Origin of the sequence: Micromonospora sp. CA-263727 (assembly GCF_050942455.1) — a bacterium.
GTDB lineage: Bacteria > Actinomycetota > Actinomycetes > Mycobacteriales > Micromonosporaceae > Micromonospora.
In genome coordinates, this window is sequence record NZ_CP192031.1 from 674,467 (window position 1) to 697,700 (window position 23,234).

Here is a 23,234-nt window from a genome sequence, read left to right on the forward strand (position 1 = left end):
GATGGGAAAGCGCGGGAGCGGGCCGGGACTCTTGGCGGGGAAACGACCCGCCCCGCGCGCCAAACAAGAAGCGATCAGGCAGCCGCCGTACCCGGCACCGCCGACGCCGGCCGGATCGCCGAGGCTCGCAGCGAATACGCCATCCGTGAGCGGCAGTCACCGGACGAGCGGCCCGGCTTGCACCGCTGCGAATCGACGTACGGGGTCAGGGTCAGGCCCTCGAACTCCACGGCCGGCGGGTAACCCGGCACCGTGGACGCAGGCGGCACCGGCTGCTGCGCCGCCACCACCTTCACCTTCGCCTCAGTGGAGCGGCCGAACTTCCCGGCCTCCGGGTCGAGGTCCATCACCCGTACCACCCAGACCCGCTCCCCGGTCTCCTTGTCCCGCGCCTGGTTGTCCGCCTCACCACGACGCTCAAAGTCGATCTGCGGCGACACACCCAGGCAGAGCGCCCCGGCGGGGAAGACGTACTCGGAGGGGACCGGCACTTTCAACGTCATGGGAACCAACGAACGACCTCCAAATCCACGAAGCCAACTCAACCAGTTGACTTGTCAAGTTGCGTCAAAGGTAAGGTTCAACAACTTGACTTGTCAAGTGCGGGATCGAGTTGCGTCAGTCGAGGGGATAGACGTCTTCGAGATCGTGCCGCCGTGCTGGCAACAGCAGATCCACGGCGAGCAGTGGCTTGGCGGAGCGGTCGCAGACGGACAGCAGCACTGTCAGCACCGGGTCTTGTTCGGCGATCTGTAGGAGCTGGGCTTCTTCGGTGTTGGGCAGGCGAGCGGAGATTCGTTCACTGACGTGGTCGAAGCGCATGCGTTTGCGGGAGGCCACATGACGGAGCAGTCCCTCCGGAAGTGGGTCGCCGCCGCCGACGCCCGTGCCATGGGCTAGGTCGGCGGGCAGGAAGGCGGTGCCGAGTTCGACCGGCCCGAGTCCGTCGATTGTGATCAGGCGACGCCGCGCGACGACCGGTGTTCCCGGTTCGATCCCCAGCGCTACTGCGGCCCGTGGGGGGGCCGGCACTGCGCCGGCCGCGAGCAGGGTGGAGCCGGCCCGTTCGTCGTCTTCGAGGACCGCATAGCGGCGTTCGCGTTGCCGCTGGTCGGCCCGGTCGGGTCGGCCGAGGACGAAGCGGCCCTTCCCCTGCCTGCTGTCGATCCAGCCGTCTTGCCGCAGCAGGTCCAGCGCCCTCACCACGACTGGCCGTGACGCGCCGAACTCACGAACTAGTTCGGTTTCGCTGGGCAGCATCGAGCCCGGTGGGTACGTGCCGTCTTCGATGCGTTGTTGCACCGCGTTGACGATCAAGACGTACTTGGGCGGCGCAACTTCGATCGGCACCGGTTTCACCTCAGACGACAACTCGGCTTGTCAACAGGCTATCTGCGCTGCTCAGGTTCTGTCCATCGCCCCGCATTGGCCATCCGGCCTGACCTGCGAGCGATGCTGGTCTGCCACTCGCGCAGGGCGATCTTCAAGCGGGCATTTTCCGCACGCAGGCTAGCTTCCACGCCATCGCGCGCAATCAGCTCGTCGACGACCGCGCGGACGAAGCCGTACACCTGCTCCTCGACCAAACCACGCCGTCCGAGCCGGGCGCGGCGGAAGCGGATTCGCCTCACCTGTTCCGGTCCCAGCCGAGCCAAGCGCGATGCTGCCTTCACGACGCCAACCGAATGCCTGCTGGTCACCGCAACCTCCTCGACGTCGGGACTGTTGTAGGTGCCTTACAACTTGCTCCGCCCCGCCCTGCATAGCCGGAGGCGGTGGGTGGGGCGCGTCCGGCGACCGGCACGGCAGCCGGAACGAGCAGCCTCAGGCCCACGCGCTGCACGAAGATCTCTCGCCGGTCCACAGCGTTGCCGGCGCGGTCCAAGACATAACCCGTCAACCACACCCACCCGTGGTAGGTCGGCCGGTCACCGACCTTGATGACCCGGAAGATGAGCGACCGGTTGCCGCTGAACTGCACGGATGCCGGACGGCCGACGTGGAGGACATCGCCTGGCGCTGGGTCCATCATCACCCGTCCTCACCGTTTGCAACGGATGGGCACCGAGGCAGGCGGGCTTGTGGCCACGACCGACACCGTCGCCTGCCAGCACCTGCCCCGGTGCCCTGCTCAGAACACAGCCGCTACCGGCACTGCCACCGACTGCGTCTGCCTACCGGTGCCGGCGCAGTCCGGGCAGCCCCGGCGTTGCAACCGGTTCGGATCACTCGGGGCACGAAGGGACCGCCGAGGGCTGGCCATCTTCCAACCCCGCCCCTCACAGCCGGGACAAGCCACGAGAGACGGCGAGGCATGGCACCCTCCCCGCCGGGAACGCCCCCCATCGACACACCGAAGGACCCGAACACCGCCCCCCGCTACGGCCGCAGCCGACCCGACACGAGCACGAGCGGCCCGCTGCCATGTCGACCCATGCACCTCATCGGTCAGTACATGCACAATTGCGGTGGGTAAGACGTCCATGGTGGAGATAGAACACCCGTTGACGGAGACCGATCGAGGACCGAGCCAGCACCTCTGGCGGACATCGAGCGGACACCATGAGGACCTGCATTGAGTTCAGGACCTCCGACAGGCGAGCGTGATAACAAGCCCATCAGGAAGGCATCGAGATGGCCCGAGACCGCCGCGAACCTCGCACCGTGCTGGAGCACCTGATCCAGCACAGCGACCGCACGTACGAGGAACTGGCCGACGAGTTCAGCCGCATGGACCCCCGTGCGGCCATCAGCGCTCGACACCTCGGACGCTTGGCGCGCGGTGAACGGGACCTGGCCTCGTCGACACCCGCCACCCGGCGCGCGTTGCAGGCCATGTTCGGCAAGACCGTCGATGAGTTGCAGCAACCCTGGGCACCCCACCAGTTGACCCCTGCGCCAAGCCGACAACTCATTGTCGAGCCCTTCGGCGCCGGCCCGGAAAGGAACCTCCTCGCCATGGCCGCACAACGCGCCCGCCATTACGCCATGCTCGCCGCCGAAGCCACCTCACCGGCAGCCATCGACCAGCTCACCGAGGACGTGCAGCGCCTGGCTTTGGCCTACCCGCAGCGCCCGGTCAGCCAGATCCTGCCGGACCTGGTGGAGACCCAAGACACCCTGTTCACCCTGCTCGAACGCCGCCAACAACCAGCACAGTCGCGGGACCTGCACTTCCTCGCCGGCATCACCAGCGGCCTACTCGCCAAGGTCTCCCACGACATGGCCGACCCGCACTCCGCGATGCTGCAAGCCCGTACCGCCGTGCTCTGCGCCGACCAGGCCGCCCACCCCGGCCTGCAAGCCTGGCTCCGCGGCCTTCAATCCTTGGTCGCCTACTGGGCCGGCCGCTACGCCGAAGCCGTCCGCTACGCCGAGGCCGGACGCGAGTACGCCACCCAGACCGGCGGCACCTCCGCCGTCTGGCTACCCGCCAGCGCCGCCCGCGCCTACGCCGCCCTCGGCAACGCCGAGCAGGCCAAGGCCGCCATCCAGGAATCCGTAGACGCCTGGTCCCGAGTGCGCCCCGACGAGATGGACGAGATGGGCGGCATCTGCACCTTCAACCAGCCCCGCACCCTCTACTACGCCAGCGACGCCCTCGCCTGGCTCCCCGACGAAGCCGCCACCACCGAGCGCTACGCCCTGCAAGCCGTCCAGGCGTACGCCGACCGCTACGACCCCTCATGGGCCTTCGGCGACCAAGCCGGCTCACACACCAACCTTGCCATCGCCCGCGTCGCCAACGGCGAACTCGACGCCGCCGAAGACGCACTCGCCCCCGTCCTCGAACTCCCCGCCGACCAGCGCATCAACGGCATCATGCACTCCGTCCGCCGCGTCCACCAAGCCATCACCCGCGCCGGCCACGCCGACGACGCCCGCGACCTCATCGACGGCATCGAACACTTCACCCACACCCCCGCCAACGCCCTACCCCGATAAGGCACCATCAGCGCATGTACCCGATCACCATCCCCGGCCGCGTCATCACCCTCCGCGAACTGCGACCCGATGACGCGGCCGACGCCTTGGCGATCATCGGCGACGACCGCGTCACCCACTGGCTCTCCTTCGACAGCCGCGACCACGCCGCCGCCGTCGCCATGATCGAAGGCGCAGTCACCCGGGCACAGCAAACCCCCCGCACCGAGTACTACCTAGCCGTAGCCGACACGGCAGACCGCATGATCGGCTTCGCACGCCTCGGACTCACCGGCCACCAAGCAGCCAAACTCGGCTACGCCATCAACGCCGACCACTGGGGCCACGGCTACGCCACCGACGCCGCCCACACCATCATCGGCTACGGCTTCCAAGAGCTGCGTCTCCACCGCATCACCGCCGCCATCGGCCCCGACAACGCCGCCTCCATCACCGTCGCCAAACGACTCGGCATGCAGTACGAAGGCCGACTCCGCGACCACGTCTACACCAACAACGCCTGGCGCGACTCCCTGCTCTACTCCATCCTCGCTCCGGAGTGGACCGCTGCCCCCGGCTGACCGTTTGTCAAACACCGCTCCCCGACGCGCGGACCGGCCCCGATCATGCCGCCGGTACGATCGCCGCCATGCGCGACGCCGACACGCCGCCGCACGAACCCGCCGACCGTCCCCACACCCCAGCACCTACACCACGCGAGCAAGCATCCCGCATCCGAGTGGCAACAGCGGAGGTGTACAAGCGCGTGCAGGAGTGGCGGAAAACGCCTGGCTGGCAGGAGACACCGACGAACAGTCACCGGTATCGGGCGACTATGGGCGCAGCCGCCGCGCTGGACGCGCTGCCCGATCCTGAGAACTGGGACGATCTCACTGGGCTCATCGAAGCCGTCCGACCCGTACTCGCGGAGTGGCGACCAAATCGACCTGGCCGTGAGCAGCAGATTTTCGCTGCGATCGATCGGCTTCGACGGGCATGCGAATAGCGTAGTGGGAAGAGCTCTTGCTAGTTGTCAAAGCGGCCTGCCCGCGTGGGCCAGTGGCGTCGCCGATCCAGGGGCCAGGCCCGCAGAGCAGCCGCCGTGCCGCTGGTCTTTGGAGCGAGCGTCTCGATTGCTGCCCGCAGCGGGCACGAATACGACTAAGTCTCGCGCCACCAAAAGCGCAGCTAGCAACAGGGAAGACGTCAGTACCTTCCTCTGGCGTCCATCAGAGTATTCGCGGCGCGGATCAGCATGGGTGCAGTGTCCGGCAAGTGGCTCAGCTTCTCGGCGGCCTGACGCAAGGTATAGACGGCGTCGGGATCCACGGCGTAGTGCCTCGAAGCGCCGTCGTTTAGTTGACCGATGAGGATTTTGAGTACGGATGCGGCCTCGAAGTCCACCTTTGAAAGCTTGTCAATGGCCGACCGAACGTCGTCGTTGAACTCTTGTAGCGACATTGCAATCAACTGTTTTAGGCGCTCTTCCGTCAGTCCTTGCAAACCTCGGAGAACGTCTCGACCGTTCGCCTCGCGGTTTTCTTTCCACTCCCGCAACAAATCTACGGGATACCTTTCGGGGCTTGTCTGGTCGACGTGCCGGTGGTGGACCTTGCAGAGAAGTATAAGGTTGTCGAAGGAGTTTCGCTCGTCCTCGGCCATGCTGTAGTCGTATCGGGGGCCGTCGGGTTTAAGGGCGCAAATGTGAGCGATGTCAACGTTCAATTCTGGAGTTTCGCCAACGAACTCAAGCACCTTCTTTGGGCACCCTGGGTAGTAGCAGGTTCCCTGGGATAGTGATACGAGCGCCGCCCGGACGGCCGGCGGGTAGTTTCGAGAAGCCACTTCAGATCCTCCAAAATGGGGCGAACGCACTAGAGAAGACACTATCTATCAGGCGAAAGTCACACAAGGTGCCGATGTGATCGCCCCCCCGGCGTGGCGTTCGGGCATCTGCGGGGCGGTGGCATGGAGACGTCTCAGCGTTGCCGAAACGCTCTCTTCTGGATCAAGCGCGCTCCGCGCGGCGCGGGCCGGGCGCGGTAACCGGCTCCTGACGGAGCCGCCGCCCCGCCCGCCTTCGGCGGTGGGGCGGTAAGTCAGCCGCCCCGAAACCCACGCCCGCCCCGCGCGTCACCCGTGGTTCCGTGAAGGGAACCGGTGACGAGTCCCGGAGGTCGACCGGGACTAGCCTCGATGATTCGCCGGTGGTGGCTGCTGGTTCGGCCGGAGCGCATTGGTCGATGATTGTTGATGGGTGTGGCGGTCTGGGCATGGTGGTGGGCCGTCTGTCGCGGCGGCGGGGCGTGGTCTCCTGGGGTGTCCGGTCGTAGGTGTTGGGGCTGACGGGGGTCAGCCGGGTGCGGGGATTGTCGTGATCCGGGTGAACGCGGCGGACAGTTGGGTGGCCCAGGGCCAGGTGGCGGGGATGCGGAGCCAGCGGCGGCGTTGGCCGTGGGTGAGGCGGGCTGCGGTGTGCAGCAGCCGGTATCGCAGTCGTTTCGGTTCGGCGCGGGCGAGGTCGCCGTCGAGGGCGTGGATCTGCAGCCAGGCGAGCAGGTCGGCGGCGATCGCGGCCGCGAGGCACCGGGCCTGGTTGATGGCGAACTCGCGGGACGGGAGCCGGCGCAGGCCGGTGTCCTTGGCGCAGCGGATCCGGTCCTCGACGCGGGCGTGGGCGCGGTGGCGGGCTTCGAGCCACTGCAACGCGCCGGCGCGGGTGTTGGTGACGAATGCGGTGTAGCGCCAGCCGTCCCGGTGCTCGAACAGCGACAGCTGAGCGCCTGGGTGCGGGCGTTCGCGGCGGACGATGACCTGCATCGTCTGGGGCCAGCCGGGCAGGGTGAGCAGGCCGGTCAGCTCGGCCACCTCGGCTTTCTCACGGACGCCGCCGTCGGCGGTCAGCGCCGGCGTCCACGCCGTGGCGGGCAGCGCGGTGATGGCGGCGCGTTCCGGCTCGCCGACCGACCAGCCGATGGAGTACTCGACGGTGCGGCGGCGGGTGTTCAGCGCGGTGAGCCAGTCCAGCACGACGTGCGTGCCGGCCGCGCTGTCCCCGCGGATCAGCAGGTTCCGGCGATGCGCGGCGGGGATCTGCGCGATCGCGTCGGCCAGCACCGCGAGGTGGTCGGCGGCGGTGTTGGCGCCGGCGTTGCCCGGCCGCAGCGTAAGGGCCAAAAGTTCGCTGGTGTTGTCGCAGGTCACGAGGATGGGGTGGAAGCCGTAGGTGTGCTTGTAGGTGGCCGCGGCGCCGTCTTTGTCGGAGTGCGCGATCAGGATCGTGGAGTCCACGTCCAGCACGACCACCCCGTCACCGATGTCACGCCCGGCGGCGCGGGCCGCCGGTGGGCCGCCGAACAGCTGCCACAGCCGGGCCCGGACCTTCGCCCTCGCCACCGCGATGCGCCGTAACTGGGCAGGGCCGATCTCGTCCAGGGCCCGCCAGACGGTGGTGTCCGAGGCGACCGGCCCGAACACCTCGCCCTGGTGCCGCAACACGTCGATGTCACAGATGGCTTCACCGCCGTCGGCGATCATCACGGCCAGATCGACCAGGACTCGGCCCCGGTCATGAACCGGGAACACCCCGGCACGGGCGAGCGCTGCCGACAAGGCGTTGGTTAGCCCGGCCCGGTCCGCGAGCATCCGCAGCAGCGCCGTGCCGACGTGCGACACCACCTGTGTTCCGTCCGCGGTGACCCGCAGATCCTTCGACCACGCCGTAAACTGCACGCCGGAAGTGCCTCCTTGGTAGAGATCCTTGTAGATGTCGCAATCACAAGTTTCCCCTGCCGGAGAGGCACTTTCGTCTATTACACGCCGGTCAGACCCACAAGTTGATGATCACCACGAATCACCCGGGCTAGGAGGACAACGTCCTACCTCAGGTCACGCATTCAGCCTCACGACGGGAACCGCGGACCCGATCGACGGCCGGTCCGGGCGAGTTGCCGAACGGAATCACGCCGACCGCTCACGGGTCCGAGGTGAGAAAGAGGTGAGGGTGAGGAAGGGGGCGGAGGATAGGGCGGGGCTGGGGTCAGACCTGAGTTGTAGCGTTTTGGTGATCTTGTGATCGTGGGTGCCGCTGACGTGGGCGTTTGCTCGCGGATCGGCGCTGATGTGGTCACTAACGTGGCTTGGCTGCGTGGGTAGTCTCGCGGGGTGGGCGCTTTCGTGCGGCGGGTGAAGACCGCCTCGGGAGCGACCGCGGTCCAGATCGTGCACAAGCGAGGCCGACGCGTGTTGAGTATCGAGCACATCGGCTCGGCCCACACCGACGACGAGTTGGCGCTGCTGCTGCAGGTCGCTGAGGAACGCCTTCATGGCGGGCAGTTGACCCTGGACCTGGACGGTGCGGGCGCGGTCGCGGTCGGGGCATCTGCGGTGGTTGAGGGCACGTCTTCGCTGATCTTGTGGGAGGTTCTGAACAGCCTCTACGACGACCTCGGCCTGGATCGTCTCGGTGATGACGCGTTCCGGGCGCTGGTGCTGGGCCGGGTGATCGAGCCGACCAGCAAGGCGGACACCGTGCGGGTGTTGACCGAGATCGGGGTCGCCTCGCCGCATCGGGTGACGTTCATGCGCTGTCTCAAGCGCGTGGTCGAGCGTGACTACCGGGCCGTGATCGCGCAGGCCTGTCACCGGCACGCCACGCGGGGTGGGAGCTTGGCGATAGTGCTCTACGACGTGACCACGCTGCACTTCGAGGTCGAACGCGAAGACGGGCTGCGCAAGGTTGGGCTGAGCAAGGAACGCCGCGTCGACCCACAGGTCACCGTCGGGCTGCTCACCACCGGCGACGGGTTCCCGCTGGAGGTGGACCTGTTCGCCGGCAACAAGGCCGAGACCAAGACGCTGATCCCGGTCCTGACCCGGTTCCGCGACCGCCACCAGGCCCGCGACCTCGTCGTCGTGGCCGACGCCGGGATGCTGTCCGCGGCGAACCTGCTGGCGTTGGAAGACAACGGATTCCGGTTCATCGTCGGCTCCAAGACCGGCAAGATCCCCTACGAGCTACAGGCCCACGTCGACAGGCACGGCAACCACCTGCCCGACGGCGCGACGATCGAGACCACCAGGCGCATGGGCACCGGGACCAAGGCCCGTGACCGACGGGTGGTCTACCAGTACACGTTCAAAAGAGCCCAGCACGACAACCGCGCGATCAACGCGATGGTCGAACGCGCCGAGAAGGTCGCCACCGGCGAACGGCCGCTGAAGAAGGACCGCTTCGTCACCTTCACCGACAGCACCACCAGCGTGAACTGGGACCTCGTCGAACGTGCACGCGCCCTGATCGGGATCAAGGGCTACGTCACCAACATCGACGCCGCCGGGATGGACGGCCCCGCCGTCGTCGCTGCCTACCACGACCTCTACCAGGTCGAGCGTTCCTTCCGGATGACCAAGTCCGACCTGGCCGCACGACCGGTCTTCCACCGCCTCGAAGACAGCATCCAAGCCCACCTGACCATCGTATTCGCTGCCCTGGCCATCTCCCGCGAAGCGCAAGCCCGTTCCGGGTTGAGCATCAACAAGATCCTCAAGACCCTGCGGCCCCTCCGCTCAGCCACCATCACCATCGGCACCCAGCAAGTGACCGCCCACCCGCGCATCCCCACCGAGACCCGAACCCTCCTGACCGACCTCGGCTGGAGTGGTCACTAAACCGCTACAACTCAGGTCAGAGATGGCCTCCGGCGGGGGCCAGACGACTCCAGGATGGAGTTGCCGAACGGTTGCGGCCGTGGGGGTAGTGGTTGGGGGCATCCCGTCTACCGCCGACCCAGGCAGAGCCGAGCAGACCAGGGCCAGGGTGACAAGGTCGTTCGTCCGGTAGGGCGCTCCACCTTGTCACCCTGGCCCTGGCCCGCCCCACGGTGTGTGGGTCGGCGGCAGACGGGATGGCGCTGCGTCAAGGAGCTTCAACTTCGGTTGGCGAGGTTGCAATGACGCGATAGACAGCCAGTGGCACGATGTTGAAGCCAGGCCATTGGGGCACGTCAGCAAATCCCAGCGCCCCTAGGAAGCGCATGTATGAGTTGATGAAAGCGGCGGTCCGACCCCGAACTACATTGCCGGCGCCGTCGGTTATATCCCCGTACGACGGAGCGATCCGATCATCAATATTAGCGTAATGTCCGATCGTCCCGACGACGGTCCAGAATTGCTTACCTATTCCATATCGCGCAAAGAGTATCTCCGGATCGCCGTCGAGGAAATGCCTACCTTCTTGAAGTCGCACACCGATGCTGAGGGTGTCGCTATCGGTCGGATACAGGTTCAGGTGCAGTCCCGGCGTGAATAGTCCACGAGCAATCTTCGTGAGCCCGCGGAAGAAATCCGGCCCGATTCCAAGGCTTCCGTCGTCATTTCTGAGAGGGCCAAATTCGGGGATGGTGTCCTCGATTTGATTGGTTGTCTCGTGGGACTTATTGCCCTTCGTTCGCGCTGGTCGCGCCTTGTTCGGCCTTGAAGGTACAGCGGGCGAGGCGGCGGGCACCGATCCTATGCCTTCTAGTCCTGAATACGTCGCACCAAATCCCGCCAAGCTTGCTGCGACGTATCGAGCGTCGAAAAGTGATCCCGGCGAAGATATGCGGACAAGGGTGCCCGGGGGTGTAGATTCTCGCAACTCGTCAGAGGTCCAGAAGGGCTCACCCTGCAGATGGTCAGACAGATCCTTGATCAGGTCGCTGGAATCTAGCGCATCTTCCAAGGTGGGGAATAGTAAATCACCGAGGGACTTCGTGGTGTAATTCTCCTCACCCCACCCCTGGTAGTGTCCAGCGAACCCCTTAACTCCAGCTTCCGTCCGCCTATCACTCTTAGTCGTGTTCCTCGCCTCCTCGGCGATTCCCCCGTCTAGCTGGGCTAGCATTCCCCGAACTTTTTCGGTGTCGACGTAAAGGAACTCGCGAAGTATCAATCCAACTCCAGATTCAGAATTCGTAACAGCCGTTCACCGAGCGAGTATCCGTCGCTATGCCCTGACGGCCCAATCAGTGTCAGGCTTCCGACCCAAACCAGCCGACGCGCACAGTCCAGAGCCCCGACGGGGCGATGCGACGAGCAGGAGAGCCGCACCTCCCACCTGTTAACTATTGATGCGCCGAAGATCGACTAGTGCAACCTCAGTGCAGGTGAGCGCCGCAGGAGCTGTGAAACGTCGAGAGGTGGTGACGGGGCCGGTCGAGGTCGGAGCGCCGATGAATCCGCCTCCACCCGATGCGATCGACGCTCGCGGTTAAGGGGTTCTAGCCTCCGCAGGGAGCCCGAAGTTCGTTGCCGGTGAGACGGGTTGTTGCGCTCGCGGCCTGCCCTGCGGGCGGCCTCCGGCCGTCCTCGGGCGTCCGCGGCGCCGTGCAGAGTACCTGCAATGATCTTGCACCGCCGCGCCGACAGGAATCCCGGACGCGCAGGTAGCGGCCACAGTGGATGGCTTGCCTCAGTCGCCTTCCTAAACCGCAGGCCGCAGGTTCGAATCCTGCCGGGGGCACCAACACAAGGCCCTGACCAGCACGAAGCCGGCCAGGGCCTTGATGTCTATCTATGCAATTTTGAATCGTCCCCCGACCCCCCCGGGTAACACCTGTGGGCGATCAGGTTATTGCGGACCTCTGCTGCGGCTGCTCGACAAGATCGATGGCTCGGAACCGACGGCGCAGGACGCGGGTGAGCTGGACGGGTAGGGGCGGGTCAGGGGTACATCGCCGGTTGAGTACGTTCGCTCCCTGTCCCGTCAGGGAGCCCTCGGTGATCGGCGTGACCGTCGCCAAACGGGGCGGACAACTTCTCGGTGTACACCCCGATGTTCCGCACGATCGGTCTGACCAGCAGTCTCGTCACGGTCGCAGTGTTCGCCGTCGGGGTCGCGGTCTGGTGCCTGGCCGGCGCCATGATCGCCGCCGTCGGCGACCTACTCGTCCGCGCGAACGTCTCGCCGGATCGACTCGACATCGCCGGGCGGGCGGCGGGCCACCGGGTTCGCCTGGACGGCGGCCGCGGCCCACGGCGGGTGGAGATCTGGGCCTTACCGCGCATCATCGTCGTCGGGCACCCAGCGCAGGACGTCACCGGGCTGGCAGTCGAGCGCCTCGCAGATCGCGTTGAGTGTGGAGAACCGCACGGCTTTCGCGCGGCCGTTCTTCAGCACCGACACGTTTGCCAGGCTCAGCCCGATTGCGTCGCCGAAGTCCCTGACCGACATCTTCCGCTTCGCGAGAAGCACGTCGATCTCGACCACGATGGCCATCAGAGCACGCCGTCCAGCTCCGTCTGTGCGCTCGTCGCGCGATCGACGAGCCGGTGCACCACGAACATGACCCCGAGCAGCGCGGCGCCGACCAGGCAGCCCAGCCCGCTGGCCATCCACAGCCCGAGAGTGTCCATGCCGTCGGTGGGCGACGGGAACTCCCCGAACGTGAAGAACACGAACAGGCCGACGGTGAGCAGGGTGCCGGCGCCGATCGCCGCGCCGATTGTGATCACCCAGCGCTGCGACCCGGGCCGGAAGAAGGTGCCCGACTGCGCGCGGAACAGCAGCATCCAGACTGCCGCGAGCACGACCTGCGCACAGGCGATGAACGCGATGCCGACCGTCAGGAGCGGGACGCGGTAGGGCTCGTACGGTGGGAAGAGTTCGGCCTCCGACGCGGCGATCCCCGGCAGGATCACGACCTGGGCGAAGAGGCTGATGGCCATCCCTAGCACGATCAGGAGAGTGAGCAGAACAAAGACTATTCGATGCACGTATCGAATATTGCAGAAGATCGCTCGATAATCAAGCGATTTCGCTCGAAAATCGAGTCTCCACGGTGCATCCCCGTGGCGCGCGCCCTAGCCTGGGTGATGCACTGTGATCGCCATGATGCGCTGCCCGTCGGCGTGTGGATGAGCGGAAGTGCCTGCCCTGCAAGGGAAACCTGTGATTGCGACATCTACAGGTTTCTCTTCGAGGGAGGCACTTCCGAGGTGCAGCTTACGGCGTGGTCGCGGGATCTGCGGGTCACCGCGGACCCGTCCGCCGTCCTGCACGGCGCGCTCCTGCACAGCCCCAGCAGGGATCGCGATAGCGCCCTCGTTTACCCCCCGAAAACCCCCGCTAAGTGTTGGCTACCAGCGACAATTGATGATCGGCGGCTGGCTGCGGTCGGGCAGGTCAAGCCTGGTTCTTGACGATCAACGACAAGTTCGAGAGGGCGTTGGTCGACAACCGTGTGTCGCAGGTTCGAATCCTGTCGGGGGCACTCCTTCATCGGTCGCTGTCTACCAGGATGCCTTCCGGACGCCCGGCAGTTCGCCGTGCAGCGCCATTTGGCGGAAGCGAATCCGGGACAGCCCGAAGCGGGTGAGCACGCCGCGGGGCCGCCCGTCGACCATGTCGCGGTTTCGCAGGCGTACGGGGCTGGAGTCGCGGGGCAGCCGGGCGAGCTGGCGCACTGCCTCGTCTCGTTCTGCCGGTTCGGTGTCCGGGTGGGCGATGGTGCGCTTCAGGTCGGCGCGGCGTTCGGCGTGCCGGGCGACGAGTTCGGTCCGGCGGGCCTGTCGGTTGCTCAGGCTCTTTCGTGCCATGTCAGCGTGCCTCCCGGAACTCGACGTGCCGGCGGGCGATCGGGTCGTACTTGCGCAACGTCAGGCGGTCGGGGTCGTTGCGGCGGTTCTTGCGGGTCACGTACGTGTAGCCGGTGCCGGCGGTGCTGCGTAGGCGGATGATCGGACGAATGTCGGTCTGCCGGGCCATCAGATTTTCACTCCCTTGGTGCGCAGTTCGGCGACGACCTGCTCGATGCCCTTGCGGTCCACGGTCTTGAGGGCCTTGGCCGTCAGTGTCAGGCGGATCCACCGGCGCTCCGAGGGCAGCCAGTAGCGGTGGCTCTGCAGGTTCGGGTTCCACCGGCGACGGGTGCGCCGGTGGGAGTGGGACACGGCGTTGCCGAAGCTCGGCTTCGCGCCGGTGACGTCACAGCGTCGGGACACGGTCAACTCCTCCAGGGATGCGGCCAATCGATAACGAGAACCGTTTTCTTTATACCTGAGTCGGGTCAGGGTGGCCCGCGTGGGTCGCCGCCGCGCCCCGGCCGTACCCGAACCCGGGCGGTCGGCCGCCGCCGTCGTCGGCGGTCACCGCGTCGTCGGCGGGCAGCGGGCAGGCGGCGGCCAGCGGGCAGGCGGCGGGCACCGTGCCGGCAGCGGGCGTGCGCCCCGCTCTACCCCTTCCGTAATCACCTGCCTATAATGACAACCGTTTTCATTTAGTGTGGAGAGGACTGTGATGTCGACGTCATCTGTCGCTTCGGCCGGCCATGCCGCCGTGGAGCGGGACTCCCGCCCGTCGTTGACCGTGCTCAGCGGCTTCTGGCCCGCGGCGACATACGCCATCGCCCGCACCCTGCTCGCCGCGGACCCGGGGCTGCTGCTGGTCCGGCACGACCTTGCCGACGTGTGCAACGGCAGCGTGCACCGGGTGGTGCGCGACCGCGACGGCGTGCTGGAGGACGTGCGGATCTTCCTCGCCCATGGCTGCGTCTCCTGCACCCTGCGCGAGGACGTCCTGCCCACCCTCGCCCGACTGGTCCGCACCCGTCCCGGTCGCGACATCGTGCTGATGTTGCCCGAGGTGGTCGAGCCCGAAGCGGTCGCCGCCGCGTGCGCCCACTGCCCCGTCGACGGCGTACCGATCACCGAACTGCTGCACGTCGACTCGTACGTCACCGTGGTCGACGCCGAGCATCTGCTCGACGGGCTGGCCAGCACCGACGACCTGAAGACCCTCGGCATCCAGGCCGCCGACAACGACGAGCGGGCCCTCGCCGACGTCGTCGTCCGGCAGATCGAGTACGCCGACACTCTCGTCCTGTGGGGACAGTCTGCCGAGGGCGCCTACGACACCGACCGCCTGGCGGTCCTGCTCAACCGCATCACACCCTGGGCGACCCAGGTACGCGTCGACGGCGACCTCGTCGACGCGAACCTGCTGACCCGCCAACTGCGCGACACGCGCCGGTACCGCCCGGAGACCCCGGGCGTCCTCGTCCGAGGGCTGGAGGGGCATCTGGTCGGCGTGCACGAGCCCCAACCGGACTGCGGGATCGTCTCGGCGGTCTTCCGCGCCCGTCGCCCGTTCCACCCGCAACGGCTGCATGACGTCCTCGAAGACCTCAACGCCGAGGTCATCCGCTCCCGCGGTCACCTCTGGTTGTCCAGCCAGCCGGAAACCGTCGTCGCCTGGGACTTCGCCGGCGGCGGTCTCGCCATGGGAAGCCTCGGCCGCTGGCTCGCCGCCCTGTCCGACCGGCACTGGGACGAGGTGTCCGACCACCGCCGGCTCGCCGCCGCCATGGACTGGGACCCCTACTACGGCGACCGCCACCAGCACCTGGTCTTCATCGGCCTCGACCTCGACCCGGCCAGCCTGCACCGCACCCTGACCGCCTGCCTGCTCACCGACGCCGAACTCGCCGACGGCGAACAGGCATGGCGCGGCCACCCCGACCCGTTCGCCGACTGCTTCCCGCTTGCCGCCCTGGACACCGAAATCGTCCGAGACGACCAATCCACCGGAGACGACCAAATCACCCGAGACGATCAGACCACCGGAGACGACGAACCCAGTCAAGGAGAATCCGTATGAAGCCCGGCATCCACCCCACCTACCGGCCCGTCGTCTACCGCGACCGCGCCGCCGACTTCGCCTTCCTCACCCGCTCCACCGCCACCAGTGAGCAGACCGTCCGGTGGACCGACGGCAACACCTACCCGGTCATCGACGTCCAGATCTCCTCGGCCAGTCACCCCTTCTGGACCGGCCGGCAGCGCCTGCTCGACACCGAGGGCCGGGTCGAGAAGTTCCACGCCAAGTACGCCCGGCACCGGCGTCCGCAGGCATCCTGACCACGCCGCGCATCGGGTGAGCGGCGCACGCCGCAGCGGGGCGGGGTCAGGTGGGCCCGCGACGGTCGCTCCGCCGGACCCCCAGCCCCGTTCCCATTCACTTCCAAACGTCTTCCCAACGACATCGCGCAGGCTCTGGCGACGGCCGAGTGGCCGATGACGATGGGGGAAGAGAGTGCAGAGCCAAGAGAAAGCCGCCGGTGGCGCGGTGGCAACCAGGGGGGATCGACCGGTCGGTCCGTGCCGGGGCCGACCGAGCCGCTGGCGGTGGAGTCACAGCCTGCGGACACTGACCGCGCTCGTGACGATGGTGGGGATGCTGGCGTCCGGTGTCGTGGTCGCGCCGCCCGCCTCCGCCAATGACAACGGACCGGTGACGGTCGACGACGCGAGCCTGCGTCGGGCCCTGTTCACCATGCACATGCGGGCCCGGATCAACGGCTCGGACGGCTTCAAGGACCTGATGCTCAGCGCGGAGATGGTCGGCTACCGCCAACTGCATCCGCAGGCCACCCGGCAGCAGCTCATCGAGCATTCCGTGGTGATGCGGAACTGGTACAACAGCAAGCTGACCGCCGACGACCTGGAGCGTCCGGCGTACCAGTTCGTGCTCAAGCTGCTGGAGCTGAGCGCGATGGCGCCCGGCGGGGCCATCGCCGCGCCGATCATGAAGGAGCTGATGGAGTCGACCGTCGGCTCCCAGCTGCGCAACTACGGCTCGATGGTGGACCAGATCACCGCCGCTCAGTTCCAGTACTCCTGGTTCCAGCAGGCATACGAGGGGCAGAACTGGATCTGGCACGCGGTGGCGAACCTCTCGCTCGCCGACGGCAACTTCCGCGAGGCGTGGAACGCCACGTTCGGGGTGCAGTACAACGTGGACGCCGCGGCCACGATCGACAGCCTGGCCGCCGACCCCTACATCGCGACCTGGCTGAACGTCAACGCGATCCTGGAGCACCAGCAGAACAACCAGCAGTGGCTGGCCGACACGATGGCGCAGCTCAACGAGCTGCTGACCGCGATCGGTGGCCGCGTCGACGGCTACAACGAGGTGCTGCGCGCGTTGGTGGAGCGATTCCCGCTGACCAACGACGGTCCGACGCCCACCGCCCAGGACCACCGGGCCGCGGTGCAGCGGGCCAACGACGCGCAGGAGTGGATCAACGGGGCGGCCAGCGCGGTGGAGGTGCTCGCCCTGCTCGCCGGCTTCGTCGACGCGCGGGCCGGTAAGACGGTCGCCGGGGTGGGCCGGGCGGCCGTGCAGATCGCCACGGCCATCAACCAGTACCTGCCGACCGTCGCGGGGCTCGGCCTCGGTGCGGCGCTGACCTCGATGAGCACCCTGGCCCTGACCGGCAACGTGCTGGGCGCCATCTCGGCGCTGCTGCCGGTCTTCGCCGGTGGTCCCAGCCCGGACGAGCAGATCCTCGAACAACTGCGGGTGCTGCGGCAGGAGGTGGCGGAGCTGCGCACCACCATGAACGACCGCTTCGACCGGATCGAACGTGGACTGAGCACGATCTACACCGACATGTTGGACCAGTTCGGTGTCGTGATCGCGTTGCAGAACGCCACCAACGCCCAGCTGATCCAGATCAACGAGCGGCTCGCCAAGCTGACCGAGCGGGTCGACATGTGGGGCAACGCCATCTTCGCCAACCAGAAGACGGCCGCGGTCAGCGAGATCAAGCGGCGGATCAACCAGGCGGTCGGGTACGAGGCCCGCACCGGGCGGCCCCTGCCGTACGCCGATGTCAGCGTCAACTACAGCGACACCGCCCAGGATCTGATGTTCGACGCGACGGATGTGGCTCGGGACACCCGGTTCATCGCGCCGTTCGGCGCGGCCGACCCGGATCACGCGCTGGGTACGTTCGGCACCTACGGTTCCATCGGCTACCTGCACGACTACGGCAAGCGCAACGGTCTCGGCTCGGGCAGTAACGCGGTGCACAACCCGGTCGACGCGGAGGCGTGGCTGCTGGCGGCCACCGGATACCAGATGCTGCTGGCGCAGAACCCGCAGCACGCCGCGGCCACCGAAACCGACCAGCACGCCAAGGTGATCGCGGCCGGCGATCAGATCCAGGACGCGGTGCGGGACCTCAGCAAGGCGAAGGAGGACCCGGAGGGGCACTACGGCCACCTGAACGATCTGATGCGCAACGCCATCATGCAGTACCGGTTCACCGCGTTGGACATGGCGAACCGGGCCGCCGCCATCCGGGACGAGATCCGCGGCGCGGGCAAGCACAACCCGTTCGCCGGACCGAACCAGGCGGTGCCGGACGGTCAGAAGCCGACCGCCGACCCGGCGACCGTGCCGTCGTGCAATTCGGGCGGGGTGGCGTTGAGCCGCCCCAGCCAGGGGCCCGGCGAGGTCAAGTACGCCGACCTGCCGCAGGCGCTCTGGGTGGCCCAGTACGGCCGGGCGGACTCGACCATCCAGCTCTGCCACGAGTCGGGCTGGACCAACGTGGACATCCGCCGCTCCGGGAGGTGGGAGATCACCACGGCGGACCTCCAGTTCACCATCCGGGTACGGCAGAAGTGGGACGGCAACTGGCGGGTCGTGCGGGAGTGGACGCGGGTCTTCCCGCTCGGCGAGGTCTGCCGGGTGCACGACGACGGCCAGCCCGGTGCCTGCCGCCAGGCGTCGCAGGACATCGCCAAGTGGGACTCCACCTACAGGGCGCTGTTCCAGCAGTCCGCCAGCAAGGTGGACAACACCGAGGAGGCCCGGGTGCGGTCGACCAACTGGCTCCACCAGCAGGCCGCGGACTACTACACCCGGGTCACCCGGGAACTGGCGAACCCCAACCCGACCCGGCCGGAGGAGACCCTGCACGTCCTGAACCAGCGGCTCGCCACCCAGGCGAGGCTGCTGACGGCGTACGTCAAGCTGGGGTTCGGCACCGCGACCGCGCAGGACGAGTTGATCAGCAGCAACCTGGTGGGCCTGTTCCGTACCCCGTCCGACCTGGACGGCCTGAACATGATCACCGACGCCTACCAGCATGGGCGGTCCAACTACTGCGCCGACTGGGCCTTCCCCTGCCGGTTGAGGCCGGAGAGCGAGATCAAGACCTCGCCGTTGACCGGTGAGAGCCGGCTCGGCTGCACCTTGCAGACCACCCTGGACCCCATCGCGTACTGCCTGGAGTACCTCACCTACCAGCGCACCGACGTGATGCGGAACCGGCTGGTGTTCTGGTCGCAGAAGCTGGCCAACAAGGAGTACAAGGAGGGACTGCCGGCAGTCGACCTGGTGTTGCAGGCCATCCGTACCGCCCAGGCGGCAGCCACCGGAACCTCGATCGAGTGAGTGGGTAGACAGGTGCCCGGCGGGGAGTCCGCCGGGCACCTGTCGCGTGCCGGACTGGCCGAAGCCCCGGTGCTCTGATTCGATCTTTGTTCGATCACTGGGAGCGCAGCGGGGGCGTGGCGCCAGCGGCGAGCGCCTGCCGGGTGGGGAGAACCGTGCACGTGCAGTTCCGGGTCCTTGGACCGTTGGCCGCGGAGGTCGGCAGCGAGGAGGTCGATCTTGGTGGGCCTCGTCAACGAGCGGTTCTCGCCGCTCTGCTCGCCGCCCGCCCCAGCAGCGTCTCCTCCGAACGGCTCATGGAACAGGTCTGGAGCGACACCGAGCCACCCTCCATGGCCACCCTCTTCGGGTACGTGGCCTCGCTGCGCCGGGCGTTGGAACCGGACCGGGCGGCCCGCACGGCGCCGCAGTTGCTGGTACGGGAGGGCCCCGGGTACGCGCTGCGGGTCCCGGCCGAGGCCGTGGACGCGGAACGCTTCACCCGCCTGGTGACCGTGGGCGGCCGGCACCTGGATCGGGGCGACCCACACGCCGCCCTGGGCCACCTCGACCAGGGGCTCGGGCTCTGGCGTGGGGCGGCGTACGCCGACTTCCTCGACGCGCCGTTCGCCGCCTCGACGGTGGCCCGGCTGGACTCGTTGCACACGGCGGCGCGGGAGCTGCGCCTGGCCGCCCTGCTCGCGGTCGGTGACTTCGCCACGGCGATCGGCGAGTTGCAGGCGCTGGTCATCGAGTACCCGTTGCGCGAGCGCGGTTGGGAACTGCTGGCCGTCGCCCTCTACCAGACCGGCCGGCAGGGCGATGCGCTGGCCGTGCTGCGTGAGGCACGGGACCGGCTCGCCGCCGAGCTGGGCGCGGATCCCGGGCCGGGTCTGCTTCGGATACAGGAGGCCATCCTGCGACAGGACGAGTCACTGTGGGTCTCCGTCGCCCGCGCTCCGGCGCTCACCGCCGCTGCCGGTCGAGCGCCGTCAAGCCGTAACCTGCCCGCCGCCATCTCCTCCTTCGTCGGCCGCGACGCCGAACGGGCCCGCCTGAACGCCCTCCTCGCCGAGCACCGCCTGGTTACCGTGACCGGCCCCGGCGGAGTGGGCAAGACCCGGCTGGCCATGGAGAGCCTGTGCGAGCGCGCCGACCCGGACGGCCCGTGGCTGGTGGAGCTGGCCGGGGTGCGCGACGGCACGCTGTTGGCGCGTACCGTCGCCGACGCCCTGGGCCTGCCGGAGCCGGCGGGGCTGCCCGAGTTGGCCCGGCTCGTCGGCGAGCGGCGCACGCTGATCGTGCTGGACAACGCCGAGCACCTGGTGGACGCGGTCGCCGACCTGGCCACCGCGCTGCTCGCCGCCGGACCGGCGGTACAGATCCTCGTCACCACCCGACAGTCGCTGGGCATCGCCGGCGAAGCCTTGCTGGAGTTGACGTCGTTGCCGCCGGAGGACGCGGTGGCCCTGCTGACCGCCCGGCGGGCGGCGGTGTTGCCGGGCGACGCGCTGACCGAGGCGGACCGGCCGGTCGCCCGGCAACTCTGCCGGGAACTGGACGGCCTGCCGCTCGCCATCGAGCTGGCCGCCGCGCAGTGCCGGGCGCTCTCCCTGCGGGAGATCCTGGACCAGTTGGACGACCGCTTCGCGCTGCTCGGCAGCGGTCGAGCCGGCGGGCATCGGCACGCCACGCTGGAGCGGACCATCGAGTGGAGTCACCACCTGCTCACCCCGCCCGAACAGCAGTTGTTCCGCCGGCTCAGCGTCTTCGACGGCGGCTTCGACCTGGACGCCGCCCAGCAGGTGGGGACGGGGCCCGAGCTGCCCCGCATCCTGCCGGCGCTGCTCAGCCTGGTGCGCAAGTCGCTGGTCTCGGTCGACGCCATGCACACTCCGCGGCGCTACCGGATGCTGGACTCCATCCGGCACTACGCCGCCGGTCTGCTCTCCGAGGCCGAGCGGGCGGCCCTCCGGCTCCGGCACCGGGCCTGGCTGCTCGGGCTGGTGGAGGCCGCCGAGCCACGGCTGCTCACCGCCGACGGCGCCCACTGGATGCAGCGGCTACGGCTGGAGCGGGACAACATCGCGGCCGGCCTGGAGTCGGCCCTGGAGACCGGGGACGTCCTCGGCGCGGCCCGGATCTGTGCCGCGCTGGCCTGGTTCTGGTTCCGGACCGGGCAGATCACCGACGGCCTCCGATGGGGACGTGCCGCGGAGTCTGCCCTGCTCAAGGAGGTCGCGGCCGACACGGCGCATGGGGAGGAACTGCTCCTGGTACGGGCCCGGCTGCTCCTCGCGATCGGTGGGGTCACGTACCTGACCGGGGACCATGCCGGGGCCTCGGAGGTGTTCCGTACCGCGGCCGGACTCGGCGAACGGGTCGGTGCCCGGGACGTCCGGGCGACCGCGGTCAACTACCTGGCGTCAATGATCATGATGGCCGGGGACCTGGCCGGCGCGCAGGCCGTGGCCGACCAGGCGGTGGCGCTGGCCGAGGCCGTCGGACACCCCGGCGTCCGGGCAGAGGCCCTGACCGTACGGGGGCAGATCAGCCGGATCGCCGGCGACCTGGAACGGGCACACCGGGAGTTGACCGAGGCGAACCGGCTGGCTCGGGAGTGCGGCCACTGGTGGGCCGTGCTCTCCTCGGGTTGGGCCGGGGGAAAGGTCAGCCTGGACCGGGGCCAGCCGGAGCAGGCACTGCGTACGCTCCGCGCCCTGGTGCTGGAGACCGACCCGGGCAACGACCGGGCGAGTTGGCTGGCGCTGGTGCATTCCCTCGCCGGGGTGCTGGCGCGGACGGGAGAGGCCGCATCGGGTGCGGTGCTGCTCGGCGCGGTGGCGGCGCTCGGTGCCACGATCGGCTACTTTCCGGAGCGCATGGACCCGCTCGACGCGCCGGCCAGCGCCCGCGCCGTGCGGGAGGCACTGGACGAGGAGACGTGCCGGGCGGCGACGGCACGGGGACGACAGTTGGACTGGGCAGAGCTGGTGGCGGTCCTGTCGTCCCTGCCGCAGTGAGCCGAGCAACTCCGATCGCCGGCCGGGTTCGCGGCCCGCTTCGGTTGACCGGTCGCTTGTTATCGATAACATTCGATCGATGCTGGCCTGCGCCGGAACCTAGCGCGATGGCCGTTCCGAGCCGATGTCGTCACGGTTCCTTCCCGCCCGCCGCCCCGGCACGTGTGCCGGGGCGGCGGGGCCGGTCGGTGATCAGAGTGCGGCGCGGATCGCCTCGGCGAGGGTGAGCGGGGCCCGGCCGATCAGCGTGGCCAGGTCGTCGCGCTCGACGTGGAGCTCGCCCTGGGCGGCGCCCCGGTCGCCGTCGGCAAGCACCTCCGCGTACCCCTGCGGCAGGCCGGCGTCGACCAGGACCTCGACGTACTTCTCCACCGGCAGGTCGGTGTAGCCGACCTCGCGCCCGCTCTGCCGGGACACCTCGGCGGCCAGCTCGCCGAGGGCGAACGCCGCGCCGCCCAGCTCGTACACCCGGTTGGCGTGGCCGTCGCCGGTCAGCACCGCGGCGGCGGCCTCGGCGAAGTCCGCGCGGGCGGCGGCGCTGATCCGCCCGTCACCCGCCGCGCCGAAAACCCCGTGTTCGAGGTACGTCGGCAGCTGCGGAAGATAGTTCTCCAGGTACCAGCTGTTGCGCAGGAAGACGTGTGGCAGCCCCGAGGCGACGATCTCCTGCTCGGTGGCCCGGTGTTCGGCGGCCAGGATGAGGCTGGAGGTGTCGGCCTTCGGGATGCTGGTGTAGACGACCAGCCCGACGCCGGCCTCCTTGGCCGCGGCGATCACGTTCTGGTGCTGTGCCACACGGCGGCCGACCTCGCTGCCGGAGACGAACATCAGCTTCTCGGCTCCGGCAAACGCCGCGCGCAGCGACTCGGGCTCGTCGTAGTCGGCCCGCCGGACGATCACCCCGCGGCCGGCCAGGTCGGCGAGCCGGCTGGTGTCCCGGCCCAGCGCCACGATCTCCGTGGCCGGCACGCCCCGGTCCAGCAGCGAGGTGACGATGAGTCGGCCGAGGTGCCCGGTGGCACCGGTGACGACGATGGACATGGGTCCTGCTCCCTCCAGGGATGACTGCCTGACGCTGAGGTCAA

The 23,234-nt window shown here is 68.3% G+C and carries 20 protein-coding genes; 7 read left to right on the forward strand and 13 right to left on the reverse strand.

Translation table 11 applies throughout. From position 1 onward, the window contains the following. Nucleotides 1-74: 74 nt before the first annotated feature. The 3 genes from ACQPYA_RS03170 to ACQPYA_RS03180 all read right to left on the reverse strand — a co-directional run bounded on the left by ACQPYA_RS03170 (nucleotide 75) and on the right by ACQPYA_RS03180 (nucleotide 1,700). Nucleotides 75-503, reverse strand: a complete 429-nt coding sequence (locus ACQPYA_RS03170) for a hypothetical protein (RefSeq protein ID WP_433531130.1) — start codon at nucleotides 501-503, stop codon at nucleotides 75-77. Nucleotides 504-618: 115 nt separating this feature from the next. Continuing rightward, entirely contained in the window at nucleotides 619-1,350 is a 732-nt protein-coding gene (locus tag ACQPYA_RS03175) for a GntR family transcriptional regulator (RefSeq protein WP_433531131.1), read from the reverse strand. A gap of 38 nt (nucleotides 1,351-1,388) precedes the next feature. Further along, a complete protein-coding gene (locus ACQPYA_RS03180) occupies nucleotides 1,389-1,700 on the reverse strand; it encodes a DivIVA domain-containing protein (RefSeq protein ID WP_433531132.1) in 312 nt (103 codons plus the stop codon). Between the two features lie 964 nt (nucleotides 1,701-2,664). Between ACQPYA_RS03180 and ACQPYA_RS03185 the strand changes: the two genes are divergently transcribed. Continuing rightward, on the forward strand, nucleotides 2,665-3,945 hold the full coding sequence (locus ACQPYA_RS03185) for a hypothetical protein (protein ID WP_433531133.1): 1,281 nt from the start codon (nucleotides 2,665-2,667) through the stop codon (nucleotides 3,943-3,945). 14 nt (nucleotides 3,946-3,959) lie between these two features. After that, complete coding sequence (locus ACQPYA_RS03190; protein WP_433531134.1) at nucleotides 3,960-4,505, forward strand: GNAT family N-acetyltransferase; 546 nt, start codon at nucleotides 3,960-3,962, stop codon at nucleotides 4,503-4,505. Nucleotides 4,506-5,130: 625 nt separating this feature from the next. Here the strand turns inward: ACQPYA_RS03190 and ACQPYA_RS03195 are convergent. Beyond that, nucleotides 5,131-5,769 (reverse strand): HNH endonuclease, encoded by a 639-nt coding sequence (locus ACQPYA_RS03195; protein WP_433531135.1) that lies wholly within the window; start codon nucleotides 5,767-5,769, stop codon nucleotides 5,131-5,133. A gap of 507 nt (nucleotides 5,770-6,276) precedes the next feature. After that, nucleotides 6,277-7,656, reverse strand: coding sequence for an IS1380 family transposase (locus tag ACQPYA_RS03200; RefSeq protein ID WP_433529539.1), 1,380 nt, complete (start codon nucleotides 7,654-7,656; stop codon nucleotides 6,277-6,279). A 432-nt stretch (nucleotides 7,657-8,088) separates the two neighbouring features. Here ACQPYA_RS03200 and ACQPYA_RS03205 point away from each other — a divergent pair, with 432 nt between their 5' ends. Further along, nucleotides 8,089-9,594, forward strand: coding sequence for an IS1634 family transposase (locus ACQPYA_RS03205; RefSeq protein WP_433528571.1), 1,506 nt, complete (start codon nucleotides 8,089-8,091; stop codon nucleotides 9,592-9,594). Between the two features lie 247 nt (nucleotides 9,595-9,841). Here ACQPYA_RS03205 and ACQPYA_RS03210 read toward each other — a convergent pair whose 3' ends face one another. The 7 genes from ACQPYA_RS03210 to ACQPYA_RS03240 all read right to left on the reverse strand — a co-directional run bounded on the left by ACQPYA_RS03210 (nucleotide 9,842) and on the right by ACQPYA_RS03240 (nucleotide 14,107). After that, nucleotides 9,842-10,855 carry a DUF6414 family protein gene (locus ACQPYA_RS03210; protein WP_433531136.1) on the reverse strand — a complete coding sequence of 338 codons (1,014 nt, stop codon included), beginning with the start codon at nucleotides 10,853-10,855 and terminating at the stop codon, nucleotides 9,842-9,844. A gap of 1,104 nt (nucleotides 10,856-11,959) precedes the next feature. Then, a complete protein-coding gene (locus tag ACQPYA_RS03215) occupies nucleotides 11,960-12,181 on the reverse strand; it encodes a helix-turn-helix domain-containing protein (protein ID WP_433531137.1) in 222 nt (73 codons plus the stop codon). Further along, entirely contained in the window at nucleotides 12,181-12,630 is a 450-nt protein-coding gene (locus ACQPYA_RS03220; protein WP_433531138.1) for a DUF2975 domain-containing protein, read from the reverse strand. The genes ACQPYA_RS03215 and ACQPYA_RS03220 overlap by 1 nt, the downstream gene beginning before the upstream one ends. Before the next feature lie 564 nt (nucleotides 12,631-13,194). Further along, entirely contained in the window at nucleotides 13,195-13,500 is a 306-nt protein-coding gene (gene rpsN / locus ACQPYA_RS03225) for a 30S ribosomal protein S14 (protein WP_433531139.1), read from the reverse strand. A 1-nt stretch (nucleotide 13,501) separates the two neighbouring features. Further along, nucleotides 13,502-13,669 carry a 50S ribosomal protein L33 gene (rpmG, locus tag ACQPYA_RS03230; RefSeq protein ID WP_433531140.1) on the reverse strand — a complete coding sequence of 56 codons (168 nt, stop codon included), beginning with the start codon at nucleotides 13,667-13,669 and terminating at the stop codon, nucleotides 13,502-13,504. Further along, nucleotides 13,669-13,905, reverse strand: coding sequence for a 50S ribosomal protein L28 (rpmB, locus tag ACQPYA_RS03235; RefSeq protein ID WP_433533370.1), 237 nt, complete (start codon nucleotides 13,903-13,905; stop codon nucleotides 13,669-13,671). The genes rpmG and rpmB overlap by 1 nt, the downstream gene beginning before the upstream one ends. Before the next feature lie 49 nt (nucleotides 13,906-13,954). Further along, entirely contained in the window at nucleotides 13,955-14,107 is a 153-nt protein-coding gene (locus tag ACQPYA_RS03240; protein WP_433531141.1) for a hypothetical protein, read from the reverse strand. A 93-nt stretch (nucleotides 14,108-14,200) separates the two neighbouring features. Between ACQPYA_RS03240 and ACQPYA_RS03245 the strand changes: the two genes are divergently transcribed. The 4 genes from ACQPYA_RS03245 to ACQPYA_RS03260 all read left to right on the forward strand — a co-directional run bounded on the left by ACQPYA_RS03245 (nucleotide 14,201) and on the right by ACQPYA_RS03260 (nucleotide 22,149). Next, complete coding sequence (locus tag ACQPYA_RS03245) at nucleotides 14,201-15,559, forward strand: CobW family GTP-binding protein (RefSeq protein ID WP_433531142.1); 1,359 nt, start codon at nucleotides 14,201-14,203, stop codon at nucleotides 15,557-15,559. Further along, entirely contained in the window at nucleotides 15,556-15,819 is a 264-nt protein-coding gene (locus tag ACQPYA_RS03250) for a type B 50S ribosomal protein L31 (RefSeq protein ID WP_433531143.1), read from the forward strand. The genes ACQPYA_RS03245 and ACQPYA_RS03250 overlap by 4 nt, the downstream gene beginning before the upstream one ends. Before the next feature lie 301 nt (nucleotides 15,820-16,120). Beyond that, nucleotides 16,121-19,147 (forward strand): hypothetical protein, encoded by a 3,027-nt coding sequence (locus ACQPYA_RS03255; RefSeq protein WP_433531144.1) that lies wholly within the window; start codon nucleotides 16,121-16,123, stop codon nucleotides 19,145-19,147. A 161-nt stretch (nucleotides 19,148-19,308) separates the two neighbouring features. Then, entirely contained in the window at nucleotides 19,309-22,149 is a 2,841-nt protein-coding gene (locus tag ACQPYA_RS03260; protein WP_433531145.1) for a BTAD domain-containing putative transcriptional regulator, read from the forward strand. 192 nt (nucleotides 22,150-22,341) lie between these two features. Here the strand turns inward: ACQPYA_RS03260 and ACQPYA_RS03265 are convergent, their stop codons facing one another. Then, entirely contained in the window at nucleotides 22,342-23,190 is an 849-nt protein-coding gene (locus tag ACQPYA_RS03265) for an SDR family oxidoreductase (protein WP_433531146.1), read from the reverse strand. Between the last annotated feature and the right edge of the window lie 44 nt (nucleotides 23,191-23,234).